The sequence below is a fragment of the Hymenobacter sp. GOD-10R genome (assembly GCF_035609205.1).
In the GTDB taxonomy this organism is placed as follows: Bacteria; Bacteroidota; Bacteroidia; order Cytophagales; family Hymenobacteraceae; genus Hymenobacter.
Map to the genome: position 1 here is coordinate 6,460,849 of NZ_CP141184.1, position 17,824 is coordinate 6,478,672.

The following is a 17,824-nucleotide window of genomic DNA, read 5'->3' on the forward strand; positions in this document are numbered from 1 at the left end:
TTCGCTACGACGCAATGACTTTACGCCTATTGTCTCCCTCGTTTTGCATGCGGCAGACGCTAGGTCTATACGCGTCTTATCGTTGCGCACTGCTTTCTCTCAGGTTGTTTCACCAACTGTTCCTCTATGCGTATTACTACTCTTTCGCCTGCTCGCCGGATGCTGGCTGCCAGGCACACGACCATTAGCCTTGGGCTAGGTATCATTAGCCTGCTGCTGGGAAGCCTACCGAGCCTAGCACAAGCCCCGACCACTACGCCGAGCAGCGGCTTTTTTAGCGGCGGGTTCGACACTAATGTGGGTACTAATCCGCAACGCGTGGCGCTAGGTGACGTCGACAAGGACGGTGACCTCGACCTACTTACGCTGAGTAGCAGCACGGTAAGCGTGCGCCTGAACACGGGTACGAGCCCCAACTTCAGCACCGGGTTTGAGGTGCCGATAGGAGCCAGTGCCCAGGGCTTGGCCGTGGGCGACTTAGATGGGGATGGAGACCTCGACCTAGCCATTGCCAACAACGTCAGTGCTGCCGGCCTAGGGTTCACGTTGAAACTCAACAACGGGAACAACACCTTCACCACCAGCCCTAGCGGCGTGATGAACCCAAGCTTAAACAGCGTGGCGGTGGGTGATGTAGATGGCGATGGTGACCTGGACTTAGCTGTTGGTGGCACGGAAACGAGTAGCGTTAGTGTCTGGTTGAATAATGGCCGCGCTGTTTTTAGCAGTCCGCGTAGCACCACCACCGTCTATGGCAACCAGGAAGTAACACTGGGCGATGTAGACAAGGATGGCGACCTCGACTTGCTCGTGGCTACGTCTACCAACGGCAGCCGCACGGTGAGCGTGCGCCTGAACACGAACGGAACGTTCGGCGGCGGCCAGAACGTAGGGGTGGGGCGTGATCCGCGCAGTGTAGCCCTGGGTGACCTAGATGGTGATGGTGCCCTGGATTTTGTCGCCGCCAATGGCGATGATAATTCGGTGAGCGTGCGCCTGAATAACGGCAGCGCGACCTTCAGCGCCAGCCAGGAAGTAGGCGTCGGTAGCGTGCCGAATAGCGTAGCGGTAGGCGACGTAGATGGCGATGGGGACCTAGATTTTGTCGCCGCCAACTCCGGCGGCACTACCGTGAGCGTGTGCCTCAATAATGGCAGTGGCCGCTTTATCTACGCCAACAATCAACTGGTGGCAACCGGCACGCGGCCCTACAGCGTCGCCCTCGGTGACGTCGATGGCGACGGTGACTTAGATTTGGCAACCGCTAACATTGGTAGCGCAACAGCTAGCATACGTCTGAATCAGAACCAAGCCCTGCTTTTGCCTACCATCACCAGCCTGTCGCCGACCAGCAGCGCGGTGGGAAGTAGCGTGGTAATTACGGGTGCCAACTTTTTGAATGTCAAAGAAGTGACCTTCAATGGCGTTTCGGTGCCGGCGGCTAACCTAGTGCCCAATTCGCTGACGCAGTTAACGGTTATCGTGCCCCCAGGGGCTAGCACGGGGCCGGTTGTCGTCGTGACCACGGCGGGGGCTAGCAACGGGACTTTGTTAACGATTGGCGCCTCCGCACAGGTAATTGCCGTAATGCCAACTCGCAATGCGTCGGCGGCGCCCCGCACTACGTCCGTCGCTGCGACCTTCGACCAGCCCTTGAGCACGGCGGCGGCTACGCTCGGAGCCATTCGGGTGTTCGGCTCGCAGGCCGGCGGCAAGAAGGCCGGTAACGCTACTGTAAGCGGCAACACCTTGACGTTTGATCCGAGCGCGGACTTCAAACCGGGCGAGAAGGTGCAAGCGACCATCACGCCTCAAGCCCAAAGTACGACCGGAGCCGCGGCCAAACCCCATGTGTTCCAATTCACGGCCGCTACTAGCCCGTCTTCCGGGGTGTTCAGTGGCGGCTCAGAGGTCAGTACGGCCGCTGGCGCTGTAACCACAGCGGTCGGCGATATAGACGGTGACGGCGACCTAGATCTAGTGGCAACTATTAGTTCTATTCCAGATAGGGTGAATGTGCGCCTAAATGATGGTAGCGGCAGCTTCAGCGGCAGTCAAGAAGTTGCCGTTGGTAGCGCTACTTCCAGTATAGTCTTGGGCGATGTAGACGGTGACGGCGACCTCGACTTTGTAACAGGCAACGCCAGCACGGCTAGTGTTCGACTCAACAACGGGAGCGGCGTATTCGCTGGCGGGCAAGAAGTTGCTATCAATGGTACAGGCAACAAGGCGAGCCTAGGCGACATGGACGGCGACGGCGACTTAGACCTGGTGGCCAGCGACGGCGTGCACTTTAACAATGGGAGCGGCACGTTCAGCGGCCAAAATATTGCGGCTAGCAATGCCACTTCCTTGGTACTCGGGGATGTGGACAGTGACGGCGACCTAGATGTGGTGAGCGTGCTGTACGGGACCACTGGTCTAGCCAGCGTAGCGGTGAGTGTGCAGCTAAACAATGGTGCCGGCGGCTTAAGCGCCGGGCAGGTACTACCCGAAGGAACAGGTACGTACAGCGACGTTGCCCTAGGTGACTTGGATGGCGACGGCGACTTGGACGTACTGACCATTGTGAGCTTCAACAACGCGGTGAGCGTGCGTTTGAACAACGGCAACGGCACCTTCGGTGATAGCCGGCAAGTGCTATTAACCGCGCAGCCCCAAGATCTAGAAGTTAGTGACGTGGATGGCGACGGCGACCTGGACTTACTCACGTCCCCGTTCAACGGCACCACCGTGAGCGTACGCCTTAATAATGGCGCGGGCCTCTTCGGCAATGGACAGGATCTGTCTTTTGCCTCTGCACTCCAGAGTTTAACAACAGGTGACATCAACGGTGATGGAGCTCCGGACTTGCTCGTTGCCAACTTAACTGCATTTCGTACGCCAGGCCGCATAAGCGTGCGGCTGAATCAACCCACCACTAGTCCGCTCACGGTCACGGCGCTAGCGCCCAGGCGCAACAGGCTAGGTGCGCCGCGTACCGGCCCCATCACCGCTACTTTCAGCCAGTCGCTCAGCAATACGGCCGCGACCCTAGGTGCACTAAAGATATTTAGTGCGCAGGCTGGCGGACAGAAAGCGGGCGCAGCAACAGTGAATGGTAACACGCTCAGCGTGAATCCTACTGCTGCGTTCAAGCCCGGCGAAACGGTCTTTGCCACGGTAACCACTGCCGTGCAAGGTAGCGGCGGCCAGACCCTAGGTGCCGGACAGGTTTACCAGTTTACCGCGGCCACAAGCCGAAGCCGGGAAACAAGCTATTTCTCTGGCTTTTATGACGGCTCCGACCTAGCGGCTGGAGTCACGGAAGCAGGAGTTGTTGTGGCCGGCGTCGTTACTGGCGATGTAGATGGCGACGGTGACCTCGACCTGGTATCAGCAAAGGGCGTGCAGCTCAACAATGGCACCGCTGGCTTTGCACCCGGAGCGCCTATCATCATCAGCGGCACTCCGCGCGGCCTCGTACTAGGCGACCTAGATGGCGATGGGGACCTCGATGTCGTGGTAGTATCCAACACGGGTACCGGCGTTGTGCAACTGCGTGTGAACAATGGGCAGGGCAGCTTCTCGGGCACTCAGCAAGTGAGCGTGGGCGCCGACCCTTCGGCCGTAGCGCTAGCCGACGTAGATGCTGACGGCGACCTAGACCTGCTCACCGCCAACTACAGCAGCAACTCGGTGAGCGTGCGCCTGAACAATGGCCAAGGCAGCTTCAGCGGGGGCTCAGAAGTAGCCGTAGGCGCGCAGCCCGTGAGCCTAGCTGTGGGTGACGTAGACAACGACGGCGACCTCGACCTACTCACGCCGAGCTTCAGCGGCACCACCGTGAGTGTGCGCCTGAATAACGGCACCGGCACATTCAGCGGCAGCCAGGAGGTAGCCGTCGGCTTCAATCCGCACAGCGTCGTGCTTGGGGATCTGGACGGTGACGGTGACCTCGACCTGGTAACAACTAATTACAATGACTATACGCCAAACTACATCAATAGCAGCACCGTGAGTGTACGCCTAAACACGGGCAGCGGCACCTTCACGGGCACGCAAAACCAGCTGATTCCTTGGCGTGGATTGGTTAGCGCCGTGCTAGGCGACGTTGATAGTGATGGCGACCTAGACCTAGCTGTTGCCAGCGAGAATGATTACGGCAACGAGAATAGTACGGTGATCATCCGCCTCAACACCGGCGGGGGTAGCTTCTCCTTCTGGCAAAATGTTACCGTCGGCCGAGGGGTAGGCAGTCTTGCCTTCGGTGATTTGGATGGGGACGGCGACGTGGATCTAGTGACGGGCAACGGCGCAGACGGTACGGCAAGTGTGCGCCTGAATCGACTATATGCCGAGCGGAGTGCGGCGGTGCTGCAAACGGCTACCAGCGCCAGCGCTTCCGCCCTGAGCCTCTTCCCGAACCCTAGCACCGGGCACTTTACGCTGAGCTATACCGCTGCTCAGCCGCAACCCGCAACCCTTACACTCACCGACCGCCTCGGCCGGGTAGTGCTACAGCAGCGTCTCTCCTTGCAAGCTGGGGTGAACTCCCTGCCCGTGGAAGCGCCTGCTTCGGCGGCTGGTCTCTACCAGCTCACGCTGCGTACGGCAACTGGCCAAGCGCACCAACAGAAAATCGTCATTCAACCCTAGCTCTTTGAGTTAGCTCGCTTCTTCCACAGGCGCTAACGCCTCCTATGGGCTCTAGCACTTGTAGAAGAAGCGAGCTAATCAGTTGCTTCCAGCTTTACACACTACTAACAGGCTTTATGGCATTATTAACTACGCTTTACAATCAGCCTGCGCTGATCTGCACCCGTGCCCGGCACTCTATCGGTGCGTTGCTATTGCTGACGGCTACAAGTGGGCAGGCGCAAAATCCAACTGTTGTGAGTCTCTCCCCCGCCCGCAACGCCCGCTCAGCGCCCCGTACCACCGACGTGACGGTAGGCTTCAGCCAAGCCCTGAGCAACACAGCTAGCACCCAACAAGCTCTAAAGGTTTTCAGCCAACAAGCCGGCGGCAAGAAAGCCGGTACAGCGACGGTTAACGGCAACACCCTTAGCTTCAATCCTACTACTGACTTTAAATCGGGGGAAATCGTCTTTGCGACTGTTACTGCCTCTGCGCAGAGCACGAGTGGCGCTGCCGCTACCCCGCATATCTTTCAATTTACCACGGCCGTTAGCCCTAGTACCGGCACGTTCATCAGCCGACAAGAGGTCCCGGTGGGCGTGCAACCCGTTGACCTAGCCAGCGGCGACCTCGACGGCGATGGCGACCCCGACCTACTTACCGCTGACTTTAACAGCAACACCGTGAGTGTGCGCCGCAACGATGGTACGGGTTCCTTTTCTGGCAACCAGACAATCGCTTTTACGGCTGCGAGAAGCTTAGCCTTAGGTGACATCGACGGCGACGGCGACCTCGACTTAGTTGTTGGTAACTACTCTCCTTTCCGCCCAACAACGATTACTGTGAGCGTGCGCTTCAATGATGGGGCTGGCAATTTCTCGGGCAACCAGACGATAGAGGCCGGAGCAACGGATGTATCCTTAAGCGATATAGACGGTGATGGCGACCTAGACCTACTCTCCGGCTCTTCCTCCTACTCCGACAACACCGTAAGTGTACGCCTGAACAACGGCGCGGGTATCTTTTCCGGCAACCAAGAAGTGACCGTAAACGGCCAACCAAGTAGCCTAGCCACCGCTGATGTGGACAATGACGGCGACCTAGATCTGCTCACGGTCAACCCTTCTAATAGCACCGTGAGTATCCGCCTGAATAATGGCCAAGGCACTTTTTCGGGTACCTACTACGTGACCGTGACCGGTACCCCCGTCGACATAGCCGCGGCCGACGTGGATGGCGACGGCGACCTGGACTTTATCACGGCGAATGGAAATGGCGCCCCTACTTTCCCCGTCTTTTCCCGCAATGTAGGTGTGCAGCTCAACAACGGTAACGGCACCTTCGCGCCTGCTCCTGACCTGGTCGTGAATGGCTACACGACCAGCGTAGCAACCGCCGATATCGAAGGCGACGGCGACCTAGATCTACTGATATCCTATAGCAATGGCGTTGCCTTACGACTGAACAATGGCACAGGCACCTTCTCGGGCAACCAAGATGTATCGACGAGCGCCGGCCCCCAGCGGGTAATAGCAGTAGACGTGGATAACGACGGCGACCTAGATCTGCTCACGCCCAACAGCACCAACGATGTAAGCGTCCGGTTGAATCAAAATGCTACGCCGAGCACGCCGGTGCAGGTTACGGCCGTTTCGCCCACGCGCAATGCTCGCGCAGTGGCCCGCACGACTGATGTGGCCGTGAGCTTTAACTATGCTCTAAGCAACACAACCGGCACGCAGCAAGCGTTACGCGTGTTCAGCCAACAAGCTGGGGGCAAGAAAGCCGGTACAGCGACGGCAAATGATAATACACTCACGTTCAACTCTAACGCTGACTTCAAGCCGGGTGAAACCGTGTTTACCACCGTGCGGCCTGACGTAGTAACCAGCAGCAACTTCACTTTGCTGACGCCCCACGTCTTTCAGTTCACTACGGCTACCAGCCCGAGCGCCGGCCGCTTCGGTGCTGGCTCCGAGGTGTCGGTGAGCGGCCCCAACAGCACCCCCGCTAGCGTAGCCACCGGCGACGTGGATGGCGATGGTGACCTCGACTTGCTTACGGCTAACCAGGGCACCAACAGCGTGAGCGTACGCCTCAACAATGGCGGTGGCACCTTCTCCGGCACCTTGGAAGTATCTGTTGGCTTAGCCCCGCTGACCTTAGTGTTGGGCGATGTGGACGGCGACGGGGACCTAGACTTCGCTACGGCCAACGGCCTAAGCACGGCCGGCAAAGGCACCGTGAGTATCCGCCTGAATAATGGGAACGGTACTTTCGCCATCGGGCAGGAAATTCTCAACGGTGTCCGCTTCAATGGCTATGGCAATGGCCTAGCCCTAAATGACATGGATGGCGACGGCGACCTGGACGTAGTGACCAGCTCCCCCCTGGATCAGTACAGCGCCACCGGCGTGACGTCCGTACACCTCAACAATGGGGACGGCACCTTCACCGGAGGCGCTGTACTGGTAACCACCAGCCCTTTTCCCAAGGACATAGCCGTTGGCGACGTGGACAATGACGGCGACCTGGACATCCTCACAGCTAATGCTACTGACGTAAGTGTGCGCCTCAACTATGGTCTGGGCACCTTCGGCGGCAGTCAGCAGGTAGCCGTGAGCAGTAGTCCACTCGAGCTAGCCTTGGGCGACCTGGATGGCAACGGCACGCTGGACTTAGTGACGGCAAACAGCAGCAACAGCCTCAGCATCCGTCTGAACACAAACGGTATTTTCGGTGGCACCCTGAACCTACCATTAGCCAGTGCCCCCTTGAGCGTAAGCCTCGGCGATGTGGATGGCGATGCAGACCTGGACCTGGTAGTTGTGCGAAAAGATGCGAACGGTGCCGAGGTATACCTCAACAACGGCGCTGCCTCCTTCACGGCCAGCCAAACAATAGCGGTGGGTTCTGCTCCGGCTGCCCTGACCCTCGGCGATGTAGACGGCGATGGCACCCTGGACCTGCTGACGGCCAACTCTGCTAATCAAACGGTGAGTGTGCGCTTGAACAAAATTATCCTAGCTAACGCACCCGCCCAACTAACTGAGCAGGTGAGCCTCTACCCCAACCCAGCCCACACCTCGGTGCGCCTGCTCTTGCCTGCCGAGCTAGCTAAGCAGCGCCTACACATCAGCGTGGTGAACAGCCTCGGGCAAGTGGTGCTCACCCAGAACCTAGCTGCGCACGCCACACCAGAACTGCCATTAGCCCAGCTCGCCGCGGGCGTCTATAGCCTTCAGCTTCAGACTAGTCAAGGTCTCGTGACCAAGCGCTTAGTAGTCGAATAAGACTGTATTACCGCCTCTCCTTTATTCCGTTCCAGCCTACACCCAGACACCATGAATTTATCCTTTACACGTTCCTCCCGCCCAGTTCGAAGCCGGGTAGGGGCTAGCCTAGCGCGCACCTTCTGCGTAGGCAGCCTCCTACTGCTGGCCAGTGCCGCACAAGCTCAAGCGCCCATCCTTACCTTAACCGTACCGGGCCGCAATGCCAACTCAGTCTCCACCACGCGCAACGTGACGGTAGGCTTCAGCGAGCTGTTGAGCAACAACGCCAGCACGCAGCAGGCGTTGAAGGTGTTCAGCCAACGGCGCGGAGGCAAAAAGGCCGGCCCCACTACCGTTCAAGGCAATACCATCACCCTCGACCCTAGTACTGATTTTGTGGCCGGTGAAACCGTGTATGGTACCATCACTGCCGGAGTGCAGAGCACCACGGGTGTTGCCACCAAGCCCTATGTTTTTCAGTTTACGACCGCCACCTCGCCCAGCACAGCTACCCTAGGCGGCAACACGGAAGTATCCACCCTTGACCGCTCGGCTGCCGATGTGACGCTAGGCGATATTGATGGCGACGGCGACCTAGATCTGCTGGCCTGCTATGGCACCAGTGACCCGGTTCCGGGGGGCGTCTTTCTGCGCCTCAACGATGGCACCGGCAAGTTCACGGGCACACAAGTTGTCACTGTAGGCACCAACCCCGGAACGGTTGCCCTCGCCGACGTGGATAATGATGGAGACCTAGACCTGCTCACGGCCAATCGGCGCAACGCCCTGACGAGCACGGTGAGTGTGCGTCTCAACGATGGCGCCGGCAACTTCAGCGGCACCCAGGATGTAGCAGTAGGCTCTCTGCCCAACAGCCTAGCCGTCGGTGACTTAGATGGCGACGGTGACCTCGACATCCTGACCGCTAATAGTGGATCCGCTGATGTTAGAACCGTGAGCGTACGCTTGAACGACGGCACCGGCATCTTCTCAGGCACCCAAGAGGTAGCCGTCAGCGCCACGTCGTACTTCGTAACCGCACGGGATGTAGACAACGATGGCGACCTAGACCTACTGAGCGCTAACGAAAACAGAACCGTGAGTGTGCGCTTGAATGACGGCAAAGCCAACTTCAGCGGCAGCCAGGAAGTACCAGTGAGCGGCTATTACGAACTAGCCGTAGGGGATATAGATGCCGATGGCGACCTCGACTTTGTTACCGCCAACTATTCATCATTCCCTAATGGCACCCTGAGCATCCGCCGCAACAATGGCGCAGGCAGTTTTTCTGGCACCCAGGAAATAGCTTCCGGCAGCGTTGTTTCTCTATCCTTGAGCGACATGGACGGAGATGGGGACCTAGACCTTGTAACGGCCGACTACAGTCAGAGGACGGTAAGCGTACGCCTGAACGATGGCACCGGCACCTTCGGCAGCAGCCGAAGCTTATCGGTCGGCTTTGAGCCTTATAGCTTGACCGTGGGGGATGTGAATGGAGATGGCAGCCTGGATATAGCGACCTATACTCTTGCTCACACCATCAGTGTGCGCTTGAACCTGCTCGCGCCCACCGGGACGCTAGCCGTGACTTCTACCTCGCCCGCCCGCAACGCCCTCACGGCTCCGCGCACCACCAACGTGGCCGCCACCTTCAACGAAGCCCTGAGCACTGGCGCTTCCACGCAGCAAGCGTTGGCCGTGTTTGGCCAGCAAACAGGTAAGAAAGCCGGCACGACGACTATCAGTGGCAATACCTTAGCATTCGACCCGACAGCTGACTTCAAGCCTGGCGAAACGGTATTCGCGAGCGTAACCCCGGCAGCCCAGAACAGTGGCGGTGTCAACCTAGCGTTACCCAGAGTCTTTCAGTTTACCACTGCAACCAGCCCTAGCCCCGGCCTCTTCGGCGCCGGTCCCGATGTGTCGACAGTGGGTCCCAACGGCGGCGCTGGCCCAAGAAAAGTGATTACGGGCGACGTAGATGGCGACGGCGACCTCGACTTCGTGACTTCCGCTCAGTCGGGGAGTCAGGTGACCGTACGCTTGAACACGGGCAATAGCACCTTTACCGAAGGCCAGTACATACGCGCTGAGGGAACTCCGCTGAATATGATCCTTGGTGACGCAGATAACGACGGCGACCTCGACCTACTCATCGTTAGCCAGCCCAACGGCGTAAGCATCCGCTTAAATAACGGACAGGGCATCTTCACGGAGACGCAGAAAATAGCACCTGGTTTCCGCGTTAGTCCCGCTGGCTTAAGCCTCTACGATATCGATGGCGATGGTGACCTCGACTTGCTGACCAGCTACACCACCAATCCAAGTAGCCAAGATGGGCTAGTGGGTGTATTTCGGAACGATGGCGCCGGCACATTCACCCGCAGTCAGGAAATAGCGCTGAGCACTTACCCTTTCAGCTCAAATCCTTTCGAAGTAACTGTCGGCGACGTAGATGGCGACGGCGATGGTGACTTACTAATTGGTAGTGAACTCGGTACGAGTATACGCTTAAACAATGGGCTAGGAGTATTTGCATCCGCGGGTCAGGAAATAGTCGCTGGCTCGTGGCTAGTGCGACTCGTAGACGTGGACGCGGACGGTGACTTAGACTTATTGCTGGGTAGCGCGGGCAATAGCTGTCAAGTTTATGTAAATAATGGCCTAGGTGCTTTCAGTCAAAAGCAGCAACTAATCCTCTCCGGCTTCTTCATAGACTTTACTCAAGGCGACGTAGACGGAGATGGGGACCTCGATTTGGTATTCCCCCATCGGGACAGTAATGAGGCCAGCATCTACCGCAACGATGGCACGGGCACTTTCAGCAGTGGCCAACGAGTGGCCGTGGGCGCTACGCCTTACAGTGCCGCCCTCGGCGACCTAGATGCCGATGGTACGCTGGACCTGCTTGTACCCAATTTTTTTGGCAACACGGTGAGCGTGCGCCTGAATAAAGGTGTGCTAGCTAATGCTCCGACCCAGCTTACGCAGCAAGTAGAGTTGTATCCCAATCCGGCGCATACGTCGGTGCGCCTGTCGCTGCCCGCCGAGTTAGCCCAGCAGCGCGTGCAGGTGCAACTCGTCAATACCCTGGGGCAGGTGGTGCTGACCCAAACCCTCGCCGCGCACGCCACACCAGAACTGCCATTAGCCCAGCTCGCCGCGGGCGTCTACAGCCTTCAGCTTCAAACCAGCCAAGGCCTCGTGACCAAGCGCTTAGTAGTCGAATAAGACTGTATTACCGCCTCTCCTTTATTCCGTTCCAACCTACACCCAGACACCATGAACTTATCCTTTACACGTTCCTCCCGCCCAACTCGATGCTGGGCAGGAGCTAGCTCGGCCCGCATCTTCTGCGCGGGCACCTTATTGCTGCTAGCTAGCGGCGCCAGCGCCCAAGCCCCTGTTCTTACCTTAACCGTACCGGGCCGCAACGCCAACTCGGCCTCCACCACCCGCAACGTGACGGTAGGCTTCAGCGAGCTGTTGAGCAATAATGCCAGCACGCAGCAGGCGTTGAAGGTGTTCAGCCAGCAGCGCGGAGGCAGAAAGGCTGGCCCTACTACCGTCCAAGGCAATACCATCACCTTCGACCCCACTACGGACTTCGTGCCTGGTGAAACCGTGTACGGTACCGTCACGGCTGGGGCTCAAAGCACTACGGGCGTTGCCACCAAGCCCTATGTTTTTCAGTTTACGACCGCCACCTCGCCCAGCACGGCTATTTTGAGTGGCACCACCGAGATACCGGCATTAAATACATATTCTGATGTAACCCTAGGGGACATTGATGGAGATGGCGACTTGGATTTGCTGACTTGCTATGGCACTGCTGCACCTGCTCCGGGCGGCGTTGTTTTACGCCTGAATGATGGCACAGGAAAGTTTACGGGTACGAAGGAAGTACAGGTAGGTACCAATCCGAATACGGTAGTTTTGGCCGACGTAGATAGTGATGGCGACCTAGATATACTGACGCTCAATTCGCGCAACTCTGTCATCAACAGCACGGTGAGTGTGCGCCTCAACGATGGAAAGGGAAACTTCAGCGGCAATCAGGATGCCTCAGTAGGTCCCTTTCCGAACAGCTTAGCAGTAGGTGACCTAGATGGCGACGGCGACCTCGACATACTTACTGCTAATCGAAATTCACCCAGTGCTAATACCCTAAGCGTACGCCTCAACGATGGCAATGGCACCTTCAGTGGTACACAAGAAGTGCCTGTAGCAGCCATTTCCTATTCCATAGTAGCGCGGGATGTGGACGGCGACGGCGACCTAGATATTCTGAGTTCCAACGAGAATAGCACCGTGAGCGTGCACCTGAACGATGGCAAGGCTAACTTTAGCGGCAGCCAAGAGATACCAGTGAGCGGCTACTATAAACTAGCGGTAGGCGATATAGATGGCGATGGGGACTTAGATTTTGTCACTGCCAATTATCTTCCTCTTAATGGTTCCTTGAGCATTCGTCGCAACAATGGCAACGGCAAGTTTTCGGGTAACCAAGAAATAATTTCAGGCAGCGCCAATGCACTATCCTTGAGTGATATGGATGGGGATGGCGACCTAGACCTTGTAACGACCGACTACAGACCAGAAGCTATAAGTGTACGCCTCAACGATGGCACCGGTACGTTTGGCAGCAGCCGAAGCGTACCTATTAGCGGCGCACCTTTTAACCTAGCTCTTGGCGACGTGAACGGGGATGGTAGCTTGGATGTAGCAGTCCCAACTTTTGGCATTCCCCCATCAATTAGCGTGCGCCTGAACATACTCGCGCCCACCGGGACGCTAGCCGTGACTTCTACCTCGCCCGCCCGCAACGCCCTCACGGCTCCGCGCACCACCAACGTGGCGGCGACCTTCAACGAAGCCCTGAGCACCGGCACTTCCACGCAGCAAGCCTTGGCTGTGTTCGGCCAGCAAACAGGTAAGAAGGCCGGCACGACGACTATCAGTGGCAATACCTTAACATTCGACCCAACAACTGACTTCAAGCCCGGCGAAACGGTATTCGCGAGCATAACCCCGGCAGCCCAGAACAGTGGTGGTGCCAACCTAACTCTGCCGAAGACCTTCCAGTTTACTACCGCGACCAGCCCAAGCCCCGGCCTCTTCAGCGCAGGTCCCGATGTGTCGGTGGTAGACCCCAACAGCACCGGCAGGCCTAGGCCCCTAGCTACTGGCGACGTAGATGGCGACGGCGACTTAGACTTCGTAACGACCAACTCATTTGATCAGGTGGGCGTACGCTTGAATACAGGCAACGGCACCTTTACCCCAGGCCGGCAAGTACCCGTGGGCGTAGGTCCGCTGAACCTAGTACTAGGTGACATCGACAAAGACGGCGACCTCGACCTGCTCGTAGCGAGCCAAGCCAATGGCGCAGTGGTCGTGCGCTTGAATAACGGGCAGGGCATTTTCACGGGCACGCAGGAAATAGCACCTGGTATCCGTGACACTTTCGCCGAGTTGAGCCTCTATGATATCGACGGCGACGGCGACCTAGACCTGCTCACGAGCTACCGAGTGAGTCCCTCTAGCCAAGACGGCTTAGTGGGGGTGTTTCGGAACGATGGTACGGGCGCCTTTAGCCGCAGCCAGGAAATAGCCCTGAGCACCTATCCATTCAGCTCAAAGCCCTTCGAAGTAACGGTAGGCGACATAGATGGGGACGGCGATGGTGACCTACTAGTAGGTAGTGAGCTCGGCGTAAGTGTGCGTCTGAATAATGGACTGGGAATATTTGCGTCTACGGGGCAGGAAATAGCCTCTAGTAGCGTGTGGCTCGTGCAACTCGGGGATGTAGACGCTGATGGTGACCTAGATTTGCTGGCGGGCATTACGGGCAGCGTCTTTCAGGTGTATCTGAACGATGGCCTGGGCACCTTTAACCTCAAGCAGAAACTAAACATCTTCAACTCCGTCGTGTACTTCGCGCAGGGCGACGTAGATGGAGACGGCGACCTAGATGTGGTGTTCACCCGTAATGATACCAATGAAGCCCGTGTCTACCGCAACGATGGCACGGGCACCTTTGTCAGTGGCCAAGTGGTGACCGTAGGCGCCGGACCTTACGGTGTCGCCCTCGGCGACCTAGATGCCGATGGTACGCTAGACCTACTCGTAGCCAACTACTTTGGCAACACGGTGAGCGTGCGCCTGAACAAAGGCGTGCTGGCCAACGCCCCGGCCCAACTCACCGAGCAGGTGAGCGTGTACCCGAACCCGGCGCATACATCGGTGCGCCTGCTGCTGCCCGCCGAGCTAGCCAAGCAGCGCTTGCAGGTGCGCATATTTACGAACCTAGGTCAGGTGGTGCTAGAGCAACAACTTGCTGGGCAAGCCACCCCGGAGCTAGCCTTGCCCCATCTCGCCGCGGGCGTGTACAGTCTCCAACTTCAGACCAATCAGGGCCTAGTTACCAAGCGTTTAATGGTGGAGTAGCCTAGGTGCTTACGGAGCTGAATTATTCTGTTCTTCCTTATACCACAGCACGATGAGACTATTTTCTACTTTCTTCCGCCCTGCCCTCAGCAAGACGGAAGCGAACCTAGTGCAGGCCTGCCGTATAGGCGGCCTCTTGCTGTTGACCTGTGCAGCCTATGCGCAAACACCGGTAGTCACCAGCCTCTCGCCTGGGCGCAATGCTCGCTCGGCCCCGCGCACGACCGACGTATCCGCGACCTTCAGCCAGCCGCTGAGAGACAACCCCAGCACGCGCCAGGCCTTAAAGGTATTTAGCGCGCAAACCGGGGGCAAGAAAGCGGGCACCACGACGGTCAGCGGCAGTACGCTCAGCTTCAATCCCGATAAAGATTTCAAGGCGGGCGAAACCGTTTACGCTACGGTAACTGCTGAGGCCCAAGGCGCGAACACCACGCCGGTCGCTCCGCAGCTCTTTCAGTTTACTACCGCTACTAGTCCCTCTCCCGGCATCTTCAATGGGGGCTCAGATCTGCCAGCGATTGACGGATTACGGCAGGTACTAACCGGTGATGTAGACGGCGACGGCGACCTAGACTTGCTTACGCTTATTGATGCCGCTATTAACGTCCGCTTGAATAATGGCAACGGCACGTTCGGCAGCGACCAAGCAGTAGTAACAACAGGTACGCGTAATGTCATCCTCAGAATGGGCCTCAGCGACTTAGACGCCGATGGTGACTTAGACCTGATAACGTGGGACCTCAACCTCTCGGTGAGCTTGCGCACGTACCTCAACAATGGCAATGGCACCTTCACGAGCAGTTCGCAACCCACGATCAACGGATCTTCTAATAACGAGATACTGCTGGGCGATGTAGATGCCGATGGCGACCAAGACTTACTCATATCCTCAAGAAACAATACAGGACCAGCGGTAAACGTACAGCTCAACAATGGGCTAGGCATCTTTAGCGCAACCCCGCGACAGTCTCCTTTGAGTGGCTCTCCTAGCCAGCTGACCCTGGGCGACGTAGACGCGGACGGGGACCTAGACCTCTTTGTGGCCGACTACGGCAACACCGTAAGCGTGTACTTGAATGATGCTCGGGGATCCTTTACCAGCAAACAGAGTATAACGGTGCTACAAAGTCCGACCCAACTCGCTGTAGGCGACGTGGATGGCGACGGGGACCTCGACCTGCTCGCAGCTGCTAGCCAGTACGATTTAGGCCTCAAGGTTGTGAGTCTCCGCTTAAATGACGGCACCGGCACCTTTAGCGAAGCGCCAGACATCACCGTGGCAGCCAATCCGCGGCAACTAGCCCTCGGCGACGTGGACGGCGACGGTGATCTAGACCTGCTCACGGCTAACGACAGCTTCGAATCGGCTGCCACTACGGGCACCGTGAGCGTACGCCTGAACAACGGCAGCGGTACCTTCAGCGGCACGCAGGATGTGCCTATCGGAACTGCTATCCGCTACCTAGCCATCGGCGACCTAGACAACGATGGCGACCTAGACCTGATTGGTGGGACCTTGGAAAACGGCGTGCACGTACGTCTGAACCAAACGCCGATAGCGCCAACCATCACTAGTGTGTCGCCTGCATCGGGAGCGGTGGGCACTACGGTGGTTATTACGGGCACCAACTTTCAAGGCGTCACGCGCGTGACATTTAATGGCGTACCGGAAGCTACGTTTGTGGTCAACTCGCCTACCCAAATCACGGTGAAGGTGCCCGTGGGAGCCAGCACCGGTCCGTTGGTCGTGACGACGGCAGCCGCCAGCTCTGGGTTTCTCTTCACCGTAACGCCTTCGCTGCAAGTCGCTTCGATTGTGCCGGCGCGCAACGCACCGGCCGTACCGCGCACCGCGCCGATTACGGTTAGCTTCGACCAAGCCCTGAACAATAGCGCGGCTACCCTAGGTTCCCTCAAAATGTTCAGTACCCAGGTGGAAGGCCGGAGAGCGAGCACAACTAGCATCAGCGGCAACAGCCTGACATTTAAGCCCAACACACCGTTGAAGCCCGGCGAAACGGTATTTAGCACCATCACGACGGCCGCACAAAGCAGCAACGGACAGCAGAACCTAGCCCGACCCTACATATTCCAGCTCACGGCGGCCACGGCGCCCGCTTCGGGCCTGTTCGGCGGTAATATCAGTTCGAGCTTAGGTCCCACTCCGCAGAGCGTAGCTATCGGTGATGTAGATGGGGATGGCGACCTAGATCTGCTTTCGGCCAGCGTTAATACCAGCCGTGTGAGTGTGCGCCTGAACGACGGCAGTGGCCTATACACCGGCACCCAAGAAGTAGCTACCGGGCAGGCTCCTGCATCGGTGGTGCTTGGTGACGTGGATAGCGACGGGGACCTCGACCTGCTCACGGGTAATAATGGCAGCGGCACGGTCAGCGTGCGCTTAAACAATGGCAACGGCCTTTTCAGTGGCTCGCAGGAGGCTACCGCTGGGCCTAGGCCCAACGGCATTGCCCTCGGCGATATTGACGGCGATGGCGACCTAGACTTGCTGGTGGCCAATTACAATGACATTACCACTACCACTAGTATCGTAACTGTATTGCTCAATGATGGCAGCGGCACCTTCACCAGCAGCCAAACGGTGAGTGTGCGGACGCGGCCCCTAACCATTGCCCTAGGTGATGTAGATGGTGACGGCGACCTCGACTTTGTCACCACCAGCTCCAGTACCTACACGGCCAGCGTGCGCTTGAACGACGGCACCGGTAGCTTCAGCGGCACCCAGGAGGTAACCGTAGGTAGCACGCCTTACGCAGCCATTCTGGGCGACGTCGACAAAGACGGGGACCTCGACCTGCTCGCGCTCAGCCGTAACTTCAACGTCAACCCTGCCGACTCGGTGAGCATGGTGCATGTGCGCCTCAACGATGGCAGCGGCATCTTTAGCGGCACGCAGCGCGTGAGCGTGGGTCAGGTGGTCACAGGCATTGCCCTAGGTGATGCCGACGGCGACGGTGACCTCGACCTCTTCGCCCCGAATAGCCGCACAAACCGCGTGCGCGTGTGCCCGAACGATGGTACCGGCACCTTCAGCCTCGGGCGAAACATAGCGGTTGGCGTACAGCCGGAAGGCATCGCCCTGGGTGACCTCGACGGCAATGGGACACTCGATTTTGTCACCGTCAACTACGGAAATGCAACGGCTAGCGTGCGTCTCAACCAAATGGTGTTAGCAAATGCCCCGGCCCATCTTACGCAGCAAGTAAGCGTGTACCCGAACCCGGCGCATACGTCGGTGCGCCTGTCGCTGCCCGCCGAGCTGGCCAAGCAGCGCGTGCAGGTGCAACTCGTCAACACCCTCGGCCAAACCGTGCTGACGCAAACCCTAGCTGCCCAAGCCACACCCGAACTAACCTTGGCGCCGCTGGCGGCCGGGGTTTATAGCTTACAGATCAGGACCAACCAAGGCGTCGTCACCAAGCGCTTGGTGGTCGAGTAATCCGCTTCTCTCTCTT

The 17,824-nt window shown here is 58.1% G+C and carries 5 protein-coding genes; all 5 read left to right on the top strand.

Annotated elements, in window-relative coordinates; all coding sequences use genetic code 11:
- Positions 1-126 precede the first annotated feature (126 nt).
- The 5 genes from SD425_RS25535 to SD425_RS25555 all read left to right on the top strand — a co-directional run bounded on the left by SD425_RS25535 (position 127) and on the right by SD425_RS25555 (position 17,808).
- Positions 127-4,638 (top strand): beta strand repeat-containing protein, encoded by a 4,512-nt coding sequence (locus SD425_RS25535; protein ID WP_324673667.1) that lies wholly within the window; start codon positions 127-129, stop codon positions 4,636-4,638.
- A gap of 116 nt (positions 4,639-4,754) precedes the next feature.
- Positions 4,755-7,913 carry an FG-GAP-like repeat-containing protein gene (locus SD425_RS25540; protein WP_324673669.1) on the top strand — a complete coding sequence of 1,053 codons (3,159 nt, stop codon included), beginning with the start codon at positions 4,755-4,757 and terminating at the stop codon, positions 7,911-7,913.
- 51 nt (positions 7,914-7,964) lie between these two features.
- Positions 7,965-11,126, top strand: coding sequence for an FG-GAP-like repeat-containing protein (locus SD425_RS25545; protein ID WP_324673671.1), 3,162 nt, complete (start codon positions 7,965-7,967; stop codon positions 11,124-11,126).
- A gap of 51 nt (positions 11,127-11,177) precedes the next feature.
- Positions 11,178-14,345 (top strand): FG-GAP-like repeat-containing protein, encoded by a 3,168-nt coding sequence (locus tag SD425_RS25550; RefSeq protein WP_324673674.1) that lies wholly within the window; start codon positions 11,178-11,180, stop codon positions 14,343-14,345.
- Between the two features lie 52 nt (positions 14,346-14,397).
- Positions 14,398-17,808, top strand: a complete 3,411-nt coding sequence (locus SD425_RS25555; protein ID WP_324673676.1) for an FG-GAP-like repeat-containing protein — start codon at positions 14,398-14,400, stop codon at positions 17,806-17,808.
- The last annotated feature ends 16 nt before the right edge of the window (positions 17,809-17,824 follow it).